We start from the raw sequence: 21,797 nt of genomic DNA, 5'->3' as shown, positions 1-21,797 counted from the left end.
CCAAAACACCGCATGCCGATGCTCATCGACTCAGATTGAAGCGGACGACGATGCTGCCGTGGAACGCGCCGCCGGGCGGCGGCGGGGCGTGAGCGGCGCGCATCATCGCATGAACCGCGCCGTCGATCGCCGAAGAGCCGGAAGAACTGACGATGGAATGACCGACGATGCGCCCGGAGCCGCCGACGGTGAACGCGACGCCCACCGCGCCCGATTCGCCGCGCGCCCGCGCCGAGGGAGGATAGCTCTTGTGGCGGTTGAGTTCGGCGGAAATGATCGCGCCATAACTCGCGCGCGCCGCCCGCGCGGCCGCGCCGTCGGCGACGCCGGCGCGATGCGCTTGGGAGCCGCCGCCCTGCGCGCTCGCGCGCCGCATGGCGTTATGACGCGCCTGCGCCGCGCGTCGCTTTTCCCGCAAACGCTCTTGCCGCGCTTCCTCCCTGGCTTCTTCCCGCGCCGCTTCGCGCCGGGCCTCGATCGCCTCCCGCCGCTTTTTCTCGCGCGATTGCTTCTCCCGCGCCGCCAGTTCCGCCTGTTGGGCCGCAGGATCGGGCTCCATTTCGGCGGGCGCGACTGGAGCGGGCGTCGCGGGCGCGGCCTGCGCCGCCTCAGGCTCCGCCTGTTCCGGCGCAGGCTCCGGCGCGCTGTCGCTGGCGATGGCGATCGTGTCCACGACATAATCGCCCTGGGGAATCACATCGATATTCAGCGGCGCGAGCACGGTCGGAGACGTCTGCACCAGCGCGAAGGCGCTCAGGGCGGCCAGATGCGCCGCCAGCGAGGCGCCGGTGAGCGACAGGCGCGTACGGATCGGCAGCACGGCGGCGAGGCTCACGGCCGTTCAGCCGGCGTCTTGCTCCCCTGCGGCGCCGGCCCCGTGAGCAGCGCCAGCCGGGTCAGGCCGCGCGCCGCGAGCGCATCCATCAAGGCGACGACGTCGCCATAGGTCGAATCGCGGTCCGCGCGCAAATGAATCGGCTGCGTCCGGTCGTCGCCGAGTCTCGCCTCCACCACCTCGACGATCTGCTCAACGTTGTAGCTCTCGCCGTCCAGCTCGACCTTGCCGTCCCGGCTGTAGGTCAGGATCACAGGCGGCTTCGGATCGAGCTTTTGCGCAGCCTTGGCCTTCGGCAAGTTCACATGCAGGCCGGCGGTGAGCATGGGCGCCGTGATCATGAAGATGATCAGCAGCACCAGCATCACATCGACCAGCGGGGTGACATTGATCTCCGCCTGCACGCGATAGACGCCGCTGGGCTCGCTCACGGACGACGGCTTCATCACGCCGCCTCTTTGATCGCGACGGGCGCGCGCGCGCTGACGAGACGGTCGGCGCGCTCCTGCACCAGGCAATCGAGATCGGCCGAAACGCGCGAGAACAAAGCCGAAAGCCTGTTGTAGCCGACGGAAGCGGGAATGGCGGCGGCGAGGCCGATGGCGGTGGCGGCCAAGGCCTCGGCGATCCCCGGCGCAACCACGGCCAGCGAAGTGTCGTGCGCCTCGGCGATCGAGGCGAAGGACGACATGATGCCCCAGACCGTGCCGAACAGGCCAATGAACGGAGAGGTCGAGGAGATGACGGCGAGGCTCGGCAGGCCGCCTTCGGCCTTCAGCAGCAGCCCGCGCGCCGCGCGCGTCATGGTCTCCCCGATGCGCCAACGCCGGTCGGCGTGCGTTTCACTCTCAACGGTGGCGGCTTGCGCGCGAACGCCGGCCTCAAGCACCTCGGCGAGCAAAGGCGCCGCCTCATCCTGGCGCGCGGCCTGGACGGCCGACGAAAGGCGGCGTCCTGAGAGCCAGATTTGCAGAATAAGCGCCCAGCCCCACACGGAGACAAGGAACAGCAGCGCCATGACGCACTTGCCAACTGCGCCAGCTTGCAAGAACAGGGCGAGCGGCGACAGACCAACGGAATTCATATTCGAAAGCAACTCCAAAGTCGCGGTATATGTCAAGCGATTACATAGGTCATCGCCACAGACAAGCGCAAAAGTTCGGCGCCGCGGCATGCGCGACCGCGGGCGCTGCGAAATGCTTAGCTCATTTGCTGGTGCGGGGATCTGGGCGATCGGCGGCTGGCGCGTCGCTCAACGCCCAAGCGAGACGCGGGACGAAATGTCCGAAACCGCAGCGAGAGAAAAATGGGCGATCCAAGGCCGCCCGTTTCGGCGGCGGATGCGTGAATTGCCTCACCACGGGGGCGGCGATCCGATTTGCGACCGCCTTGCGCAAACTGGACTTCAAGGCGCGAGCCTTCGCAGCGGCGGGAAAACGCGCGCGCTCTTGCGCCCTTTCCCGCCTCATTTTTTCGAGGTCAGCGCGCGCGAGCGCTCCGTTCGTAAGGCCGGCAGACGCGCAGATAAGGGTGACGAAATTCCCAGTTGCTGTTGATGACGCGGCTCCGCCAAACACAGCGCGCCTCTCCCGTGTGCTCGGCATAGACGGTCATTTTGAAGGTCTGTGGCTCCGAGCCAAACCAACTGTTGTAATGATGGGGGTCATACGCATATTGACCGCTGGTCCAGTAGGCCCCCGGATTGATCGGCCCCGGATCGCCCTCCCAATAGGCTTGGCCGCTCACCACGCGCATTCCGGCTTGCGCGGTCTGCGATGCTGCGAAGGGAAGAGTGGACAACAGGGCGACGATCAGCGCCCCCTTTTTGATAGAACCGCATCTCATCTTTTCGGTCCTCCACTGCGCCACGCCGCTGGCGCCTGTGCCATGCAAGCAGCGCTGTGTCGGCGTACCCAAGATGATGCAAAGATACGACAGGCGTCGCCGTCAACCCCAAACGATTACGGAACGTTCCTTGCGGATCTTAAGGTCATTCTCAGCGAATGCGCTACTGTAGACCAACGCTACAATCTGACCTTCGCGACGGCAACGAAATTAAAATTCATTCTCGAGTCGATGTGAGCGAGATCGATATCTTGTCGGAAAACAGCCCAGGCGCAGTTCGGCTCGCCAATATTTAGGAGGATGGCGCGTCGACGCGCGAGGGCGGCGAGGGCCGACGGTCGCCGGACCGGAGCGCTGCGCCCGAGGTGTTGCGCCATCCTTTTGGTCTTTCATGCGCAGAGCCACATGCGCGGCGCAGGCGGCGCGCCGACCTTACTCCTGCCCTCTACTGGGCCTTGCTCGACTGGGTCTGGCTTCCGCGTCCGCATCCCGCGCCGCCGCCGCAACCATATCCGTGGCGATAGCCCCATCCCGTGGCGTTCAACGCATCGCGGCAGGAAGCGCCGACCTTGGCCTTGTTCTGCTCCAGGCAATTGCGCACCGCCCGGTTCACATGGGGCAGGCCCTTGCAATAGGTCTCGATGTCGCTGGCGCAAGCCGAGGCGACGGGACCGCGCTGCGCGAGCGCCAGCGACGGCGACGCGAGCATTGCGGCGGCGATCAGGGCCGTCATCGTGATTTTCATGACACGCTCCTTGTCAAATGGACTGTCCAACACAGCCTTGGACGCAATTTGACACGCGGCGGATGAGAAACGGCTGACAGCGGCCGACAGCTTTTTGCAAGGTTCGGGAGCCGATGATGCGCTGTTCAAAGGCGCCGGTCATGTCTGCTTCGCCTCGCATCCTCCTCCTTTCCATTGCGCTCGTGGCGGCCGCGCGGGGTTGGGCCGAGTCCCTGTCGCCGGACAGGGCGCGCGACCTCGTCCGTCGCGGCGAAATCCTGTCTCTTGCCGACGCGCTGGTTCGCCTGCAGCCTGCGATTGCAGGCGAGATCATGGAGGTGGCCCTCGAAGCGGACGGCCGCCGGTTCTTGTACCGGATCAAGGCGCTCGGGCCTGACGGACGCTATCGTCATCTCTGCGTCGATGCGACGATCGGCGCATCGACAAACCGCTGAAAACCATGCGCATCTTGGTTGTGGAAGACGAGAAGAAGGTGGGCGACGAACTCCTGCGCGCCCTGGAGGGCGCCGGACACGTGGCGGAACTGGCCCGCGATGGAGAAAAAGCCTGGTTCCTCGGCGACACCGAGGATTTTGATCTCGCCGTGCTCTGCCAACCGCATGCTGCGCGGACATTGACGCGGCTATCCCGGCCGCTCGCTTTGCAAGATCATCATGGGATCTATGCCGTAGAGTCGGCGGATCGTATGCGGCGTCAGCACCTCCCCCGGCGGTCCGTCGCAAGCGATACGCCCCTCCACCAGGGCCGCGATCCGGGTCGAGGCGAGCCGAGCCTGATCGGGATGGTGGGTGGTCATCAACACGCCAAACCCTTCGTCGACCAGCCGCTGCAAATGGCCGAGCAGCCGAAGTTGATGGCCGTAGTCGAGCCCGGCCATGGGCTCGTCCAAGACTAGAAGTTTAGCGCCTTGAGCCAGTGCGCGCGCGATCATCACCAATTGCCGCTCGCCGCCGGAGAGCGTGGTGTAGTCGCGTTCCGCCAGATGGCCGATCCGCAACATGGCGAGCGCGGCCTCCGCCGCCTCCGCGTCGCGCGCGCCCATGCGCCCGAACAGTCCAACCGCCGGCGCCCGGCCGAGCGCCACGATCTCGCGGGCGCGATAAGGAAAGGGCGCGACATGGGACTGCGGCACATAGGCGACGTCTTGCGCATAGGCGCGCCGACCCAGCTGCTGCAATGGGACGCCATCGAGCGTCACCACACCGCTGTGCGGCGCCAGCAGGCCGAGCAGAATGCGCAGCAGCGTGGTTTTTCCTGCGCCATTGCCGCCGAGCAGCGACACCAGTTCGCCCCGGCCGAAGCCGAAATCGACGCCATCGAGAATTTTTCGCGATCCGCGCCAAAAAGCCACCGCATCGGCGCAGAGTCTCTCGCTATTCATTCCAGCCTCTTCGCACGCGGCCAAGCACGGCCAAGAAAACGGGGATTCCCAAGAGCTCGGTGACAATGCCGATGGGAATCTCGACATCGGCGACCGTGCGCGCCAAAACGTCGGCGGCGAGCAAAAAGATCGCGCCGAGCATGGCGCTTGCCGGAATGAGACGGCTGTTGCCGGCGCCCAAAGCCAGCCGCGCGACATGGGGCACGATCAGCCCGACCCAGCCGATCATGCCCGCGAGCGACACGGTCAGCGCCGAGACGAACGTCGCCAACGCGAGGGCGCCGAAGCGCAGCGCGGAAGCGGGAACGCCGAGGCTGCGCGCCTCGTCATCGCCCATGGCCAAGAGATCGAGCCCGCGTCCGAGCGCGCAAAGCGCCACGACGCCCCCGAGCATGAGCGGCGCGAGCGCCGTCACCTGGGCGAGATCGGACTGTCCGAGGTTGCCCATCAGCCAGTAGACAATGTTGGGCAACTGGTTGACGGGATCGGCGACGAATTTGACGATGGACAGCAGCGCGGCGAACAAAGCGGTGCTGATCATGCCGCCGAGCACCAGCATCACCACCGGCGCGCCGCGAAACAGGGCGGCGATGGTCCCGCCGAACGCCACCGCCGCAAGCCCCATGACAAAGGCCAGCGCCTGCACGCCGCCCCAGGGCGCGCCGAGCACGATGCCGAGCGCCGCGCCGAACGAAGCGCCGGCGAGCACGCCGAGCAGGCTCGGCGAGGCCAGCGGATTGCGGAACACGGCCTGGAAGGCCGCGCCCGAACTCGCCAGCGCCGCGCCGACCAGGACGGCGGCGGCGACGCGCGGCAGGCGAATGTCGATAACGACATTGGCGAGCGTCGCCATGCGCTCCGGCGCCATCGTACAGGCCCCGGCCATGGCGCAGAACAATTTTGGAATCTCGCCCGGCGCCATGGCGAATTTTCCCAGGCTCAGCGCCGCGAGCACGCTTCCCGCCAACGCCAGCGGCAGGGTGATCCGCCAGTCGGCCAGACGGCGCAGCAGGCGGGCCGGCGAGAGAGGCGCGGCCATCGAGACCGAAGCGGTCATGGCGCGAGCCATCGGTCGAGATCGGCGTCGGACGGCGTCACGCCGAAAAACATCGCATAAAACGCGCGCGCATCCACGCGGAGATCGCGGAGCTTCGCCCCGGGAAACAACTTGCCGGCCAGCCAGCGCGCGCCCAGCGCCCGCATGTAGGACGGCGGCCGGTCGAACCAGTTGAAGGGCTCGCCCGGCGCGGCGAACACTTTTCCGGCGCGCACCGCCTTCATCTGCGCCCAGCGCGGATCCTTGCGAATAGCCTCCGCCGTGGTGGCGAAGCGCGTCACGATCACGTCGGGGTCGAGCATCAACAGCCGTTCGAGACCGAGCGGATAATTGGCCGCGAACGGGGCGTTCGGCTCGCAATGCAGGGCGTTGACGCCGCCCGCGCGCGAAATGACCTCGACGCGATCGGACGCATCGCATTGCGTGGTCAGTCCATCGGGCGATTCCGCGTAGTAGACGCGGGGCTTCGGCCCCTTCGCCTCCGCGACGGCCACCTGCACCTCGGACATTTCCCGCTCGATTTCGCGCGCCAAAATCTCGCCGCGCGCCTCGCGCTGGAAAAGCCGTCCGAGAAAGCGGAAGGTCGCCGGATATTGGTCGAGCCGGTCGACGTCGATGTTCACCACGGGCAGGCCGATGCGCTCGATCTGACGCGCCGGATAGGTTTCGCCGGGACTGGTCCAGCCCAGGGCGATGTCGAGTTTTAAATCCTTCAGCTTTTCCAGATTGGCGTCGGGCCCGCCGCCGAGATTGGGCAGTTTCGAAAGTTCCGGCGGCAGCAGTTTTAGCGCCTGCGCGCTCATCGCGCGCGGGCTGGCGAAGCCGGCAAGTTTGTCCGGCGCTAGGGCGACGACCAGCGGCATGGCGTGGGTCATCGCGTAGACCGATGTGATCTCGTCGGGGACCGAAACCGTGCGGCCGGACATATCGACGATGTCGCGCGCCTGCGCGCCCAAGGTGGCGCACAGCAACGCGAGGGCGAAACTGAGAGAGCGGATCATGGAGGCGTCCTCTCAAAAATTCCAGGACAGCGAAGCCTTGTAGGTGCGCGGCGCGCCGAGATAGGCGGTGTTGTTCGCGCCATTGGCGCCGCTCATGTCGCCGTTGATCGAGGCCCAGTATTTTTCGTTGAACACGTTCTCGACCATGGCGCGAAAGGTCAGTTTCTGCCCGGCGAGTTCGGCCTGGTAGCGCGCGCCGATGTCGGTGGTGAAATAGGCGGCCGCCCAGCTGAAATTCTCCGCGTCCGCCGCGCGCTGGCCGGTGTAGTGCAGGTTCAGCACGCCGGTGAGGCCGTGGAATTGGGGAACGGCGTATTCGGCGAGCAAACTGGTCTGCCAGCGCGGGATGCCGACCACCTGATTGCCGTTGTTGACGGCGTTCGCTCCCTTCATGTCGGCGAGCTTGGTGTCGAGCCAGGTGACGCCGCCGACCAGGGTCAAATCGTCGGTGACCTTGCCGCGAAGCGTGAATTCGGCGCCGAGATCGTCCTGGTTGCCGAGGTTTTTGAAATAGCCGTCCGTGTCTGTCGCCGAATAGGGACGCACGATGTAGAACAGCGCGCTGCTCACATCCACGCCGGGCAGCGAGGCCTTGGCGCCGCCTTCATATTGCGTGCTGCGCAGCGGCTTCAGCGCCTCGTTCGGATTCTTGACGCCGGTCGCCGGGGCGATATCGGACTGCACCGACGAGGAATAGGACACATAGGTCGTGACATCCTCGCGCGGCTTGAAGGTCAGCGCCGTCACCGGGTTTGGGACGCCATTCTCCACATATTGGCTCTGCTGGTTGTGCGGGCTCGCCGACGCATAATTGGTGTTGTCGATCCAGCTTTCGGCCAGGCCCAGCATCAGCGACCATTGATCATTGAAATGCACGGTGTCGTTCTGCACCAGCGATTGCTGGACGATGGTCGAAGAGAGATATTTCGGGCCGGGCGCATTCGGAACGTAGGTCGGGAACACGATCGGGTCGTAGAGCGGAATCTTTGACGACAGCGTGTAGGTCGGGGACGAGGGCAGCGAATAGGCGTCGGATCGAAAGCCGTTGGTTCCCAGCACCAGTTCATGCTTCAGCGGGCCGGTGTAGACCACGCCGTTGATGTTGAAGATGTTGCTGACGACCGTGGTGAGGCTGCCGCTGCTCGAATAGGTCGCCTTGTACGTTCCATTGCCGTTGAGCGTGTTGGTCAGGCGGTTCTCGAACCAGCGGTCGGCCTCCTGCCGCAGGATGCCCGCCTCGAGGCGCCAGTCCTCATTGAAACGATGGATCAGCTTGGCGTCGGTGATGTCGGTTTGCGCGATCAGCGCGCTCCAGCTCTGGCCATAGCCCTGTTTGGTCGGATCGAGCGCGGCGGGCAGCTTAACGACCCCGCCCTTGTAGGCGAAGCCGGCGGGCAGGCCGGCCTGCTCGTAGCGGTAGCGGTTGGCGTTGAGCTCGATTTTGGTGTCCGGCGTCGGGGTGATGTCGACGCCGAGACCGAGCACGTCGCGCCGGACGTCGCTGCCCGCGACAAAACTTTGGCCGTCGCTGTGCAGCAGGTTGAGGCGATAGCCGAGCACGCCGTTGGTCTCGGGGATCGGACCACCGAAATCGATCGAAACTTCCGGACGCGCGTTGGAAATATAGCCGACGGTCGCGCTCATCATCGGCTGGGCGGTCGGACGCTTGAGAATGCCGTTCAGCGTGCCGGCGGGATAGGTGAATCCGTAGAACGCGCCCGAGGGTCCGGTGAGCACTTCAAAACTCTGGTAAAGGCTGAACGGCAATTGCGTGTCGCCGCGCACGTTCATGCCGTCGATGCGCGTATTGGCGGAGGAATCGTCTGCGACCAGGCCTCGGATCACCGGCGGTCCGAATTCGAGACCGGGATGCCCCTGCTGTTGTAGCGAGGGGATGTATTTGGTCAGTTCCGAAAACGTCTGGACGTCCTGGTTGGTGATGATGGCTTCCGGAATCGTGTGCACGCTGAAAGGCAGGTCGAGCGCTTTCCGTTCGCCGAGCGGCCCCATGTTGAAATAGGTCTGGCGATAGCCGTCCTCCACCGTTCCGGTCATCGGCTTGCCCGCGCCGTCCACGCGGGGCGCGCCGGCCGGCGTCGAGGCCGGCGCTGTGAGATCGGCGTTCACGTCGATCGGCGGCACGCCTTGCGCCGCCTCCTGCGCGCTTGCGCCGTGGCAGGTCAGCAGGGCGGTGGCGAGCAGCAGGGAGGCGCGCGTCGAGCGAACAGCGACGGACGGGGAGAGGAGAGACGCGTTCATGGGGCATTCCATAGGGCAACAGGGGACCGCGCGGACGGCGGGGCGCCGTCGCGTTGACAACAGGCCGTTCACGGCAAAGCGCTAGCGGCGGGTTTTCAGGAAAAAGGGTCGGACCATCGCGCCTCCATGACCGAACGCGCGCCGGCGCACCACTGGCGTCGGACAATTCGGTCTGCTTCGGGAAACGGCTCAGGCCGTGGTCGGTCGTCTCGCAGAGCAGAGACGACAGGGGCAGGTCCGTCGCATGCGAAAGGAACCATGCACAGCGCTCTCAGCAATTTGCGCGCCAAAATGCTAAACCGCCGTAAGTCAGCATTTCCGGGGAGTACGGGAAACGCTTTCGTTCAAGAATGTACAAAACCCCTGCGGCCGTTCACGACAGAACTCTCGCACCTCGCTGGCCAGTTGATGAATCTGCGGGATCGCCTTTGCGATCGACGCGCACAATGGCGCGGATGGCGTCGGCGCTGCGCCAGGTCCATCAAAGTCTTTGCGACAGGCCGAGGAAAAAGCCGCGCCTGGGACCGTATTGCGGCGCGAACACGCCGATGCCGCTGCCATCGCGGATCACATAGACGCTGTCCAACACGTTGACGATGTCGAAGCGCAGCGTGGTCGGCTTGAGGTCGCCAAAGACGAAGTCATGGGAAAGGCCGGCATTGACCTGCGTATAGGCCGGCACATGGGAGAGATTGGCGAATCCCGAACGCATGCCGCTCCCATAAATCAGGTTGGCGGAAAAGCGGGTTCCTCGCCACAGGTAGGACGCGCCCGCCGATCCCGTCAACGTCTGGGCGTGATCGGTCGGAATGTCGTGCTGGGCGATATAGGCGAGTTCATCGGGGTCGAACAAATATTGGTTCGAGACGACGTTTGTCGCGACCTGCCGCGCCCAGGCCAGATTGGCGTAGGCGTTAAAATCGCCGGCGTCGTAATTGAGCTTGAACTCAAGCCCCTCGTTGACGGCGCGATCGTAATTGAACGCCGTCAACACCAGCGCCTGGCCGAACTGGCCGTCGTCGAGCAGATCGCGCGCTTGCTTGTAATAGCCGTCGACGCCCACGCTCAGCCCGTCGAGGATTTTCTGATCCCAGCCGATGTCGAACACGCTGGAGCGCTCGGGCAAGACCGCGCCGGAGAGGGTGACGGCGGGCGCGGCGGTCGTTCCAGCAAACAGCGCCAGATTGGCGGGCGCCGAAAGCGCCTGCGACGGCGGCGTGAAATAGCGGGCGAAGCCGGCGTGGACGCGGCTTCCCTCGAACGGCTCATAGGTCAGGTTCACTCTGGGGCTGAGCTGGTTTCCATTGACATATTCATAAATCTGATCGAAGCGCAGGCCGGCGTTGAGCGTGAGCTTGTCGGTGATTTTCCATTCGTCCTGGACGTATCCGCCCCAGCGCCAGCCGAACTCGCTGCCGCCGTCAAAGCCGAGGGCGACCGGCGTTCCCACAATCGCGCCAGAGGCGTCCGTCGGGAAGGCCGTCAAGGCGTTGCCGACCCGCGTGTCCTCGCCATCGCCGAACAGGCCGGCGCGCAGCACATGGCGGTCGCCGATCCTCCAGGCGGAATCGGCCTGCAGGCCATTGAGGAAACTGATGCGCTCGACCCGGGAGGCGAGGCCGTTGTAGAGCAGGTCGCCGAGCATGTCGGGCTCGTAGGCGAGGCGGCTGTAGCGGGAGTAATAGGCGAGCTGAACATCCGCGCCGCCAAAGGATTTTTGCCAGGACAGCACGTTGAACAGATTGCTTTCGTACTGCTTTTCCTTGAGCTGCGCGGAATTGCTCGGCGCGCTCGCCGGCAGGAAGGCGCTGGCGCCGGGATAGGGATCCTGATTGGGATTGGCGGGGATCTGATAGGCGGCGGCGGACGTTCCGGTGATCAGGCTCAGTCGCCCGCCGTCCTCGAGCCGCGACGAGACATAGCCGAAAAAATTGCCGAGATTGGCGTGGTCGTGGATCGCGGTTGGGGCGGGCGTCGGGTTTTCGAGCCCGAGCGCGGTCTGAAACCAGCGGCCGGCGACAAAATATTCCGTCTGCCCGCTGGTTCCGCCATATTCGAAGGTGCGTGCGAAATCGCCGTGGCTGCCGCCGTAAAGACCGACGGCGCCGCCATTGGCGAAAGCGCCGCTCTTGCTGGCGATGTCGATGACGCCGGCGGTGCGCAAGCCATATTGCGCCGGCAGCGCGCCGGTGAGCAAAGTGATGCTCCCGACAAAGCCGGTTGTCAGCATCGAGCCGAAGCCGGCGACGCCCTCGGGCAGAAACACGCCATTGATGCGATATTGCGCATTGGCGTGTTCGTTGCGGACGTGGAATTGGCCGCTGGCGACCGAATCCTGCGACACGCCCGGCGCCTGCAACAGGATTTTTTCCACGCTGGCGTTGGCGCCCTGGGGGGATCGCGCGATCTGGTCGGCTCCGATCTCGAAGGAATTGGCGCCGGCGCGCGGCAGGATGCGGGCCAGGGTCGCCGCTTCGGAAGAGGACGGCGCGGAGGCGGTGTCGGGGGACGCGACCGCCGTGGATGGTGCGGGGGAGATGGGCGCGTCGGGCTTGGGGTCAGTGGATATGGGTGCGGCGGATGTGGGCGCGGCCGTCACGTCTATGTCCGGCAGCGCAACCGTTTCGGCCCGCACCGCGTTGGCGCCGATCGAGAGCAACGCGCCGCCGAGAAGGCAAAAGAGATTAGACCGCACCGGAGCCCCGCAGAATCTGGTCACTGACGTTATGTTATAACATAACATATTTTGGCGCAGATTTGTCAATCCGTTTGACGCGGGGCGCGTCGCCGGGAAAGCTGGCTAGCGCTTGCGCGTTTGGCTGACCAGACTGTCGTCATGGTCGCCTTCACCCGTTTCCTCGACGACGGCCGCACCTGTCTTACGAATAATGCCGCCGAGCGCGCCCTGAGGGGCATCGCCGTCGTCGCCGGAACTGGACGTTCGCCGGCTCCGATGCGGGAGGCCGCCGGGCAGCCGCAGTCTATACCTTGGTCGAGACGTGCAAGTTCAACGACGTCGCCCCCCCAGGCTTGGTCACCCATGTCCTTGCGCGGCTGCCGGATCATCCCGCCAAGCAGATCGACGACCTGTTGCCGTGGAACTGGAAGGCGCGCCAACTCGCGGCCACAGCCGCCGCGCGATCGCCTTGGCTCTTTCCGGCGGCAAGCGGACCAAAATAAAAGTAACCGGCAACGGCGATGCGGGCTGGAAAGCCCAGGGTTTTCGAAAGTTAGGTTGTGAGTGTTTGGCGGACCGGCATGGCGGATTGTCGTTGTGGGCGCGCGCGTCTTAAACCCCGCGCGCCCGGCGCCCTGCTTACACGAACTTGAAATCGCCCGCGTTGACCGCTGCCGAAAGCGTCGCCTTGCTCACGCCCGCAATGGTCAGCGCGTCGCCGTAAATGTCGGTAATGACAGCCGATCCCGCCGCATTTTGCGTCATGGCTCCGATCAGCGCTTGCCAGTCGGCCGCCTGGTTCGCTGCGGTCAGGCCCGCGCCGAAAGCGGAGGCGGCAAACTGCAGCTTGTCCTTCAACGGCCCGCTCACGAGAAAGCCCGACAGCGTGGCGCTCCAGGGCGTATTGCCTGGAGGGGCCGGGGAAAACAGGAACGTATCCGCCGTGGATGCGGCGGCGACGATGGTTTCGCTCGCATGGGCGTTCAACCCAAAGGCGTCCGCGCCGACGGTGACGCTCAACTGCCCGGCGCCCAGCGAAACCAATTCGCCCGAACCGTAAAGCGTCAGCGCCCCGGTCCCGTTGAGGTTGTCCGTGGCCAAGGCGACTTTCACGCCTGACGAATCGTAGATTGTTTCGGTGGAGACATAGCTCTTGCCGGTGAGCCCAAATTGGGCGACGTCATAGCTGCCGTCGCTGTGCCATGCTTCGGTCTGCCAGGTCGACCCGTTGCTCCGCAGCCACGTTTCACTCACCGGCTTGCCATCGGCGCCATAGCGCGTGTCGGTCTTGACGTAATTGGGGTTGGTGATTCCGGCGACGACGACCTCGGTCAACGCGCCGGTTGCGGGATCATAACTCCAGCTTTGCGTCGCGCCGTTGGACCAACTCTTGCTCGCTGGCTTGCCCGAGGCGGCGTAGGTCACGTCGTAAAAGGCGTAGGCGGCGCCGAAGGCCGAACCGGGCGTTGTGTTGTGGATCGTGGTGGAGCCGTCGCTGTTCCAGGTTTCGGTCTGCAAGGTCGAGCCGTCGGCGCGAAGCCAGGTCTCGGTCGCGGGCTTGGCGTTGGCGTAAAGCGTGTCGGTCTCGACATAATTGGGGTTGGTGATCCCGGCGATGACAATTTCGGTGAGGGCGCCGGTTGCGGGGTCGTAGCTCCAGGCCTCCGTGGCGCCGTTCGACCAGCTTTCGCTCACCGGCTTGCCCTTGGCGTTATAGGTCACGTCATAAGAGGCGTAGGCGGCGCCGAAGGCCGAACCGGACGTTGTGTTGTGGATCGCGGCGGAGCCGTCGCCGTTCCAGGTTTCGGTTTGCAAGGTCGAGCCGTTGGCGCGCAGCCAGGTCTCGCTCGTCGGCTTGCCGTTGGCGTAAAGCGTGTCGGTCTTGACATAATTGGGGTTGGTGATCCCGGCGATGACAATTTCGGTGAGCGCGCTGGTTGTGGGGTCGTAGCTCCAGGTCTCCGTGGCGCCGTTCGACCAGCTTTCGCTCACCGGCTTGCCCTTGGCGTTATAGGTCACGTCGTAAAAGGCGTAGGCGGCGCCGAAGGCCGAACCGGGCGTTGTGTTGTGGACCGTGGCGGAGCCGTCGCTGTTCCAGGTTTCGGTCTGCCAGGTCGAGCCGTCGGCGCGCAGCCAGGTTTCGCTCACCGGCTTGCCGTTGGAGCCGTAGACAATGTCGGCGCTCACATAGGGCTTTCCCGCAATGCCAAGATATTGGATCTCATGCGTCACGCCGCTGGCGTAGAAGGTCGAGAGCGAAACGCCGCTGGCGCCGTAGGGCTGCTCCAGCGTGATCCCCGCCTTTCCGAGCGCCGCCTTTTGTGGCGTGGACAGCGATAGGGTCGTGTCCGTCACCTGAATTTGCGTGACGCCAATTGACCCGAGACGGGCGATGGCGGAAGCCGACAAGCCGCCTATCGTTGTTGCGGCGTCCGCCAGGATGACGCCGCTCGCGCCGGGCGAGAGAACGAGCTGTCCCGCCTCGGCCGCAAGAGCCTGGGCATTGCTGATCACGAGCCCCGCGCCGTCCTGGATGGTGACCGTGGCGAGCGCCTGGGTGAGCGCGCCGCTGAAATCCGCCACATGGCCAATCGCGTCCGTCACCTGGGCGTTGTTCGGCGCGATGCTGGCGACCGCGAGGCCGGATGTAGCCTGGCCGGTTCCGACGACATAGGTGAACACGAGTTGGTTCGCGGCTCCGCGTGCGGCGGTCGCCGCGGCGTCGTAAACAGCGACGCCGCCATTGCTCAGATTGAGCGAGGGAACGCCGCCCGTGATGGAAACACCCGCGCTGAACGTCAAAACCAATTGGATCGTCGCGCCGACGCCGGCGACGAGATTGGGCGTCGAAGCCGAAACGCCGGTGACGACCAGTTGCGTGTTGACGGTGATCTGTTCGTCGCCCTGCACGTCGGTAACCGTGAACATGGACGTGCTATAGGTTCCGTCGAGCGTCAGGGAGTAGAGGACGGCGCCGCCGCCATCCTCGATCGCGAGCGCGCCAGTGGCGCCGTTCTGGGTCCAGGCGACCTGGCGGCCGGTTCCCGCCACCTTGATGATGTCGCTGGAGGCGCCGCCGGCGCCTGCGAAACCGGCAATGTCGGCGCCAAAACCCGCCGCGCCCAGGGCGGTGAGGTCGAGCGTTCCCCAATGGGCGGTGGCGGCGAAGGCGACGGGGCCGTAAACGGTTGCGCCATTTTCGATTTGCAGCGTGCCGCCGTCGATCACCGCCCCGCTGATGGCGCCGCCGAACACATGCTCGACGCCGCCGCTGAAAATGAGGCTGTCGACCGCCGTTCCGCCGAAATTGACGTCCTGCTCGCCGCCGCTGATCAGCGTGTGCGTCGCCGTGCCTGTTCCGCTGTTGCCGGCGACCACTTGCAGGCCGCCGCTCAGGATCGCGGTGCTGGTCGCCGCTCCCCTTCCCATGGAGACGCCCACACGCTGCACGCCCCCGCTGATGACGGTTGTGCTAACCGCCAGGCCGCTCCCCCCGTAGTAGCCGACGATTTGAACGCCGCCGACCGTCGTGTTGGAGGCGGTTCCCGCGCCGTTTGCGTAGGCGCCGACATACTGCGCGCCTCCGCTGTTGACCGTCGTGCTGGTCGCCGTCGCGCTTGCATAGGTTTCACCGACCCATTGGGCGGCGCCGCTCAGGACGGTCGTGTCGGTCGCCGTCGCGGTCCCGTGGTCGAAGCCGACCATCTGCACGCCCGAAACCACCGTGCCGCTCGCCGAACCCGTCGCAGAGGAGAACCCGACGTACTGGCGCCCGCCGCTCTCGACCGTCGTGTTGGTCGCCGTTCCTGTTCCCGAGGAATAGCCGACATATTGAAAACCGTCGCTTCCGACGGTCGTCGAATCCGCGGCGCCAGAACCGTAGCAGCCGACATACTGCGTGCCGCCCCCGTCGATCGTGGTGCTGGTCGCCGTTCCGCTCCCCAGCCAGCAGCCGACATATTGAAGGCCGTCCACCGTTGTCGAATTCGCCGCGGCGGAACCAAAAAGGCTGCCGATATACTGCGCGCCGCCGCTGTTTACGGTCGTGTCGGTCGCCGAAGCGGTTCCTTCGGTCCAACCGACATATTGAAGGCCGCCGCTGAGAATCGTCGTGTCGGTCGCCGTTCCGGTCCCCGAATAGCCGACGTATTGCAAGCCACCGCTACTGATCGTAGTGCCGGTCGCGAAGCCCGTCCCGGATTGATAGCCGACAAACTGCATTCCGCCGCTTAGAATCGTCGTGCTGGTCGCGGAGCCCGTCCCGTATCCACAGCCGACATATTGATATCCGCTCTCGATCGTCGTTTCGGTCGCAGCGCCGCTCCCGTAGGCGTTGCCAACCCATTGATAGCCGCCGCCGCTGATCATGGTGTCTGTCGCCGAACCGCTCCCATGGAGAAAGCCGACGTCCTGAACACCTCCGTTCTTGATCGTCGTGTTCGTCGCTGCGCCAGTCCCGTAGCTGACGCCGACCTCTTGAAACGCGTACGCGCCAATCGTCGTATTCGTGACCGAGCCAGTCCCGCCACTGACGCCGACATATTGATATGATACAGCAAGTTGCCCCACGCCGCCGCCGAAGTTGGATGGTGGATAGCCGCCGCTGACCGTAGTGTTGGTTGCCGAACCGGTCCCGGAGAAAAAGCCGACATATTGCACGCCGCCGGCCAGGATTTTCGTGCCTGTCGCGCTGCCGGTTCCATGGTAAACGCCAACGTATTGGTATCCGCCGCTTGATACGGTTGTATCGAACGCCGAGCCGATCCCGCCGAAGTCGCCGACGAATTGTTCACCGCCTTTTATGATTGTGGAGGTCGCGTCACCGGTTCCGCCGAGATAGCCGACTTCCTGATAGCCGCCATAGGCAATTGTCGTTCGGAACACTGTGCCTGTGCCGCCGCTGACGCCGACATCCTGTTCGCCATAAGCGCCGATGCTTGTGGAGTCCGCATACCCGCTCCCCGAATTCCGGCCAACGATCTGGAAGCCGCCGCTGTTGATCGATGTCGCAGTGGTCGTTCCGGTTCCAAGATTATCGCCGACGATCTGATAGCCGCCGCTGTCGACCGTGGTGCTCGTCGCGCTTCCACTTCCGTAGAAATAGCCGACGTACTGAACGCCGCCCGCCACGATGTCGGTCTGGCTGTCGGTTCTGATCTTGCCGGGGCCGGAACCCAGATATTGCGTGGTGTTGAGCGTGCCAGTCATCGTTTCGCTCCCCAATAAGTTGTTAGAAAAATTTCATCATCTCGATCTCGCCGCGCGAACGCGACGCCTTGCTCATCGCCCCGCAGACGCGGGCGCCTCCAAAAATCCCGGAATCCGCCTGATCGCCTGCTTTACCTGTTCGGCGGTGATCAGCGCGGTGCATTCGAACTGGCGCGGCGTGCCCGCGTGGCGGGGGCACCACAGAAAATCCTTGTGGTCGAAGCGCAGCGTCGGGTCTTCCCAGCAACCGACGCAGGCGTGATAGTTGATGACGCGAAATGGCGTGGCGAATTCGGTGCTCGGCAGCGTGAATCCGCTGACCATGACCACCTTGGCCCCCGCCGCCCAGGCCACCCAGGACAGGCCGCTCGACAGGCCGACGAAAAACTCGGCGTGGCGCAGCCAGCGCACGCAATCTTCGAGCGAGAGCTGCCCCGTCATGTCCTCGGCGCCCGCGGGCACATGGTTCCAGACGATGCCCGCGCCGGTCACCGGTTTCTGGTCGATGCAGACGACGCGATAGCCAGCGTTCTTGAGCAAATTGATGATCTCGCGCCAGCCGAACGGATTGTTCCAGTGCTTGCACTGCGAGGTCGCCTGGGTGGCGATGCAGACGTATTTGTCGGCGATGGGCCTGCCCTTGTCCTCCACCGCCAGTTCGGGCGGCGCCTCGGCGGGATCGAGCCCCAGAATGTGGGCGGCGGTCTTGTGCAGCCCGACATGGCGGAAATCCACGGGCTGGTATATGCGCGCGACATCGTCAAAAAACAGGCCGACGCGGTAGGTGGCGTAAAATTCGTCCGGCATCACCGCTTTGGTGTCGACAAAACGGATGTGCGGATAGGCGCCGGCGAACAGCGGGATCAGCCGCTCGGCCATGGCGATGGTCAGCCTGCACTTGTGCGCCTCGGCGAAGCGGACGGCGTAAGAAATCCACGCGACGCTGTCGCCCAGCGTGCCGACTGGAAAAACGATCAGCACGTCGCGGTTCGTGGCGTCGAAATCATGGGCGAAGACACGTTTTTCGTCCTTCCACGCCTCGATGCGGAAGCGGACGAAATATTTTTTGGCGCTCATCACGCCGCCGCCGCGAAAATCCGGCGTGGTCTGAAACAATATGTTGCCGGCGTCGAGGTCGAACAGTCTTATGCGCCAGACCTCCGGACCGACCGGGGCGACGACGCGGCAGCCGTCGTTGAAATCGAAGCGGATGCCAGAGGGTCCGGCCTGCGTGGGGACGTCCGGGGGCTTCGGGAACCAGGAGCCGTTTTCCTCCGGCGCGCGCGCTGGGGGCGGCGCGGCCGATCCCGGGGCGGTGACGGGCGCGGCGGGTGCGGCCTGCGCCAGGGAATCGGCAAGCAAAAGGGATTCGGCATTGGCGATGGCGTCGCAATAAGCGCTGTCCATAAACGGAGTCCTCAAATTTCTTGAGCGGCGCGCGCCGCCGCCGCTTGACGTATGTTAGCCAAGGTAAAGCCGCCGACGCCGGCCGGCGTCGTGCATTTGAATGAGACCAAAGAGGGAAATTTCCGAGAGTCCGAGCGCTGGCGGCCCATCTTGCCGAGCAAGGCCAGCAAGAGCTCCTTCGGTTTTTGAAAAAGTCGCGCGAGATCGAGCGGGCGACGCCCAGGCTCTCGGCGGCGACGGCGATTGAGCCGGGGTCGCAGGCGCGAGGCGCGTCCTGAACCGTTGGGGCGGAGGCCCAATGCCAATTAAGCGGCCTGGCCATACGAACTGAAACAGTCGGCTACGACGCTACCCTGAGCAAGGGCTGCTTCGCGCGTGGAACGAGGCGGTCCATGCAACAAGTTCAAGTCGCTTCATCGGAGCGGTGAGCATCACGACGCCGACCGTACGTAGGCTTCTGGAAAAAGTCGCCTTGCACGGCGCCATGGCGGCGGCGCGTGAAATCGCCGCCGCCATCGAGGCCAATCATCAACCCGCTCCTTGCCGCGCGTGTCGGTCGGAAGATGAGGTTGGATCTTGGAAAACTGCTCGTCCGTGAGCCAGAACTGATCTCGATGCATCCGGAAGCTTGGGCATGGTGCGTTCTGTGGTGTTTCGTGTCATTTTCTCCGCAGCATGCGCGTCCAAGTTGCGAGAGCTGAATGTCCGAATTCTACACCACCCGCGAATTGGCCGCCCTCCTGCGCGTCAAGGAGCGAAAGGTTTACGACCTCGCCGCTTCCGGCGAGATACCCGTGCGGCGCGTCACCGGGAAGTTGTTGTTTCCCCGCGAGGAGATCGGACAATGGCTCGACGCCAACACGTTGGTCGCAAGTCCAGCCGTCCCGCCGTCCGCGTCCGAAGTTGAGCGTCCGCTGGTCGCCGTCGGCGGCCACGATCCCCTGCTTGAGTGGGCCTTGCGCGAATCAGGCTCCGGGATCGCCGGTTTCCTCGACGGCGCGCTCGACGGGCTGAAACGTGCGGAAGCGGATCAATGCGTGGTCGCCGGGCTGCACATCCCGGAGGAGGGCGGCTGGAATGTCGCAACGGTCCAAGCGAAATTCGCGCAAAAATCCTGGGTGCTGATCGAATGGGCGCGGCGGCGGCGCGGCCTGATTCTGCGGCCTGGTCTTTTAAATCGACCGAAAAATCTCAGGAGCGTTCGGGGCTTGAAATTTCAGGCGCGGCAGGCGGCCTCGGGCAGCGAGTTGGTGCTGGACCGGTTGCTCGCCGCCGAAAAAATGACGCGCGCCGACCTGCACACAATCGCTGCGGTCGAGCGGTCTGAAATGGATTTGGCCATGAGCCTGGCGCAGGGCAACGCCGATGTCGGCCTTGGCATAGAATCGGCGGCGCGGCAGTTTCAGCTCGATTTCGTTCCACTGATCGAGGAACGTTTCGACCTGCTGGTCTGTCGCAAAGCCTATTTCGACCCGCCGTTCCAGAAGCTGATCGCCCTGTGCCGTTCGGATCGGTTCCTCGCCCGGGCCAATGCCCTCGGCGGCTATGACGTCTCGGCCCTGGGCACCGTGCATTTCAACGGCGCCTGACTCCGCAGACGCCACAAACCCATGCGGAAGTTTCCGCATGGGCTCTCTCGTGAAAAAAAATCGGCTTCAGGCCGGGCGCGCGGCGGTGCGGACGATGGTGCCGACGTGGTCGCCGCGCAGCGCGGAGGTCAGACGGCCTGGAACCAGTCCGTTCACCACTTGCACCCGGTCGAGGTTGCGCGCCGTCGCCATCACGTCCAGCATGGCGCGATCGACGGGCAGCGTGCCCGACGTCTTGGCCAGTTCGGCGTAGCTCACATCCTTGAGCAGCTTGGCCTTGGCGCCATCCGACCCGTTCGGGTCGGCGTCAAAAACGCCGTCAACATCCTCGACAATGGTGAGGCCGGCGGCGCCGAGCGCGTCGGCGACCAGGAAGGCGCCGGTGTCGGCGCGGTGCGTCGGGATGCGCGAGTTCGGGAACTCGTGGTGGTGGTAGGGCGGGAAGGCGCTGCCGACCACGCCGCGCGCGGCGGCCAGATGAATCGCCAGCTGGTTGGCGATGGTCGGATGCTCAATATAGGACACGCCCTCCGGCGCCAGCATCGAGGCCAGGATATGGCCGTTCTGGCCGGCTTCGCTCGCCGCGAGCGGCGCCAGCGAGCCCACGGGCAGGCCGAGATCGAGGCCGACGCTGTAGAGGTGGCGGGCGCGCACTCCCGCGCCGGTCAGGATCAGCAGCCGGTGCTCCGGCAGCAGTTTTCTGATCTCCTCGACCAGCGGCAGGATCGCGCTTGCGCCGCGATCCATGATGCGGCCGCCGATCTTGACCACCTGCAGCCACGGCAGCAGGCGTATCGGGAGCACCCCGGCGACGGGGCGGGTCAGGCTGGCGTCCTGAAGGGTCTGGCGCGCGAGCGGCGAGGAGACGTGCTTGGCTTCGGTCATGGTCGTGTCTCTCAATTCGCGGTGATGATGGTGCCGACATGCTCGCCGGCAAGGGCGCGCGAAAGATTGCCGGGGACGAGGCCGTTGATCACCTGGACCTCGCGCACATGGATTGCCTGCTGGATGAGGTCGAGCACGGGGAATTCCAGGATGGAATCGTGCAGGCCCTTGGCCTTCATCTCGTCCACCGAGATTTTCGGAATGAAGGTCGCGGTCTTGTCGGTCTTGGGATTGCCGGTGTAGAGGCCGTTCTCGTCCTTGACGAAAATCATCTGCTTGCAGCCGAATTGTTCGGCCAGCAGATAGCAGCCGGCGTCGGTGCGGTAGGGCGGAATGACCCCCTCGGCGGCCGGGCGCATCCACAGTTTATAGGGCGGCATGCCGCTGAACACGACGGCGTTGACCTCGGCCAGCGACAGCGGCAGGGCCGAAAGGCCCGCGCCCGAGACCACGGTGATGCCGTGCTTGGCGAGGAGCTGGCCGAGCATGGCGGCATTCTGGTCGGCGACCGAGGAGCCGAGCTGCGACAGCACGCCCGCCGGCAGGTTCAGGCCGGCCGCGATGGAATAGAGATGGCGGGCGCGGGTGCCGGCGCCGGTGCCGATCAGCAGCTTGTGGTTTTTCCTTACGGAAACGATTTCGTCGACCAGCGGATAGACCGCGGCGCGGCCCCGGTCGATCACGCTCTGTCCGCCGATTTTTATCACGGTGGCGTCGGGCAGGATGCGGAAATTCGAGGCGGCGCCAGCCGCGGCGAGCAGTTCGGCGTCGGTCAGCGACCGCTGCATCAGGAGCGTTTCGAGCTCCGAGGTGGTGTTGCTCATTGTTGCGCCTTTCAATCTGTTTCGTTCAAGTCGCTTGGGCTGCGCAGATTGGTACAGCTTGAGGTGGTTGCCCTCAATTCGCGA

The 21,797-nt window shown here is 64.8% G+C and carries 16 protein-coding genes and 2 pseudogenes; 3 read left to right on the top strand and 15 right to left on the bottom strand.

Going from position 1 to position 21,797, the window contains the following annotated elements; translation table 11 throughout:
• Window positions 1-22: 22 nt before the first annotated feature.
• The 5 genes from M2320_RS17845 to M2320_RS17825 form a co-directional block, all read right to left on the bottom strand.
• Window positions 23-835 (bottom strand): TonB family protein, encoded by an 813-nt coding sequence (locus M2320_RS17845; RefSeq protein ID WP_264598435.1) that lies wholly within the window; start codon window positions 833-835, stop codon window positions 23-25.
• Window positions 832-1,281, bottom strand: coding sequence for an ExbD/TolR family protein (locus tag M2320_RS17840; protein WP_264598434.1), 450 nt, complete (start codon window positions 1,279-1,281; stop codon window positions 832-834). The genes M2320_RS17845 and M2320_RS17840 overlap by 4 nt, the downstream gene beginning before the upstream one ends.
• Window positions 1,281-1,919, bottom strand: a complete 639-nt coding sequence (locus M2320_RS17835; protein ID WP_264598433.1) for a MotA/TolQ/ExbB proton channel family protein — start codon at window positions 1,917-1,919, stop codon at window positions 1,281-1,283. The genes M2320_RS17840 and M2320_RS17835 overlap by 1 nt, the downstream gene beginning before the upstream one ends.
• Window positions 1,920-2,314: 395 nt before the next feature.
• On the bottom strand, window positions 2,315-2,680 hold the full coding sequence (locus M2320_RS17830; RefSeq protein WP_184427304.1) for a hypothetical protein: 366 nt from the start codon (window positions 2,678-2,680) through the stop codon (window positions 2,315-2,317).
• A 445-nt stretch (window positions 2,681-3,125) separates the two neighbouring features.
• Window positions 3,126-3,425: a hypothetical protein gene (locus M2320_RS17825; RefSeq protein WP_264598432.1), complete on the bottom strand. Its 300-nt coding sequence runs from the start codon at window positions 3,423-3,425 to the stop codon at window positions 3,126-3,128.
• A gap of 140 nt (window positions 3,426-3,565) precedes the next feature.
• Between M2320_RS17825 and M2320_RS17820 the strand changes: the two genes are divergently transcribed.
• Window positions 3,566-3,859 carry a PepSY domain-containing protein gene (locus M2320_RS17820; RefSeq protein ID WP_264598431.1) on the top strand — a complete coding sequence of 98 codons (294 nt, stop codon included), beginning with the start codon at window positions 3,566-3,568 and terminating at the stop codon, window positions 3,857-3,859.
• Window positions 3,860-4,047: 188 nt separating this feature from the next.
• Here the strand turns inward: M2320_RS17820 and M2320_RS17815 are convergent, their stop codons facing one another.
• The 5 genes from M2320_RS17815 to M2320_RS17795 form a co-directional block, all read right to left on the bottom strand.
• Window positions 4,048-4,806, bottom strand: a complete 759-nt coding sequence (locus M2320_RS17815; protein WP_264598430.1) for an ABC transporter ATP-binding protein — start codon at window positions 4,804-4,806, stop codon at window positions 4,048-4,050.
• Window positions 4,799-5,863 (bottom strand): FecCD family ABC transporter permease, encoded by a 1,065-nt coding sequence (locus M2320_RS17810; protein ID WP_264598429.1) that lies wholly within the window; start codon window positions 5,861-5,863, stop codon window positions 4,799-4,801. The genes M2320_RS17815 and M2320_RS17810 overlap by 8 nt, the downstream gene beginning before the upstream one ends.
• Window positions 5,860-6,864, bottom strand: a complete 1,005-nt coding sequence (locus M2320_RS17805; RefSeq protein WP_264598428.1) for an ABC transporter substrate-binding protein — start codon at window positions 6,862-6,864, stop codon at window positions 5,860-5,862. The genes M2320_RS17810 and M2320_RS17805 overlap by 4 nt, the downstream gene beginning before the upstream one ends.
• Before the next feature lie 12 nt (window positions 6,865-6,876).
• Window positions 6,877-9,123, bottom strand: coding sequence for a TonB-dependent receptor (locus tag M2320_RS17800; protein WP_264598427.1), 2,247 nt, complete (start codon window positions 9,121-9,123; stop codon window positions 6,877-6,879).
• Window positions 9,124-9,604: 481 nt separating this feature from the next.
• Entirely contained in the window at window positions 9,605-11,818 is a 2,214-nt protein-coding gene (locus tag M2320_RS17795) for a TonB-dependent receptor (RefSeq protein WP_264598426.1), read from the bottom strand.
• A 147-nt stretch (window positions 11,819-11,965) separates the two neighbouring features.
• On the opposite strand from M2320_RS17795, the pseudogene M2320_RS17790 reads away from it, so the two are divergent.
• Window positions 11,966-12,303: pseudogene (locus M2320_RS17790) on the top strand (IS66 family transposase); the annotation flags it as partial.
• A 136-nt stretch (window positions 12,304-12,439) separates the two neighbouring features.
• Here M2320_RS17790 and M2320_RS17785 read toward each other — a convergent pair.
• The 3 genes and pseudogenes from M2320_RS17785 to M2320_RS17775 form a co-directional block, all read right to left on the bottom strand.
• Window positions 12,440-17,008 carry a beta strand repeat-containing protein gene (locus M2320_RS17785; protein ID WP_264598425.1) on the bottom strand — a complete coding sequence of 1,523 codons (4,569 nt, stop codon included), beginning with the start codon at window positions 17,006-17,008 and terminating at the stop codon, window positions 12,440-12,442.
• A gap of 72 nt (window positions 17,009-17,080) precedes the next feature.
• Window positions 17,081-18,415, bottom strand: a complete 1,335-nt coding sequence (locus M2320_RS17780) for an autotransporter strand-loop-strand O-heptosyltransferase (protein ID WP_264598424.1) — start codon at window positions 18,413-18,415, stop codon at window positions 17,081-17,083.
• 524 nt (window positions 18,416-18,939) lie between these two features.
• A pseudogene (locus tag M2320_RS17775) lies at window positions 18,940-19,035 on the bottom strand (IS5/IS1182 family transposase); the annotation flags it as partial.
• A gap of 81 nt (window positions 19,036-19,116) precedes the next feature.
• On the opposite strand from M2320_RS17775, the gene M2320_RS17770 reads away from it, so the two are divergent.
• Window positions 19,117-20,004, top strand: coding sequence for a helix-turn-helix transcriptional regulator (locus M2320_RS17770; protein WP_264598423.1), 888 nt, complete (start codon window positions 19,117-19,119; stop codon window positions 20,002-20,004).
• Window positions 20,005-20,070: 66 nt separating this feature from the next.
• Here M2320_RS17770 and M2320_RS17765 read toward each other — a convergent pair whose 3' ends face one another.
• Window positions 20,071-20,889: a molybdenum storage protein subunit alpha gene (locus M2320_RS17765; RefSeq protein WP_264598422.1), complete on the bottom strand. Its 819-nt coding sequence runs from the start codon at window positions 20,887-20,889 to the stop codon at window positions 20,071-20,073.
• Window positions 20,890-20,900: 11 nt separating this feature from the next.
• The gene (locus M2320_RS17760) at window positions 20,901-21,713 is read right to left on the bottom strand and encodes a uridine kinase (RefSeq protein ID WP_264598421.1); all 813 of its coding nucleotides are present in this window, start codon (window positions 21,711-21,713) and stop codon (window positions 20,901-20,903) included.
• Window positions 21,714-21,797 lie beyond the last annotated feature (84 nt).

It is taken from the genome of Rhodoblastus acidophilus (assembly GCF_025961575.1).
GTDB lineage: Bacteria > Pseudomonadota > Alphaproteobacteria > Rhizobiales > Beijerinckiaceae > Rhodoblastus > Rhodoblastus acidophilus_C.
The sequence above is the reverse complement of the archived record's forward strand: the minus strand, read 5'-3'. Positions and strand labels throughout refer to the sequence as shown.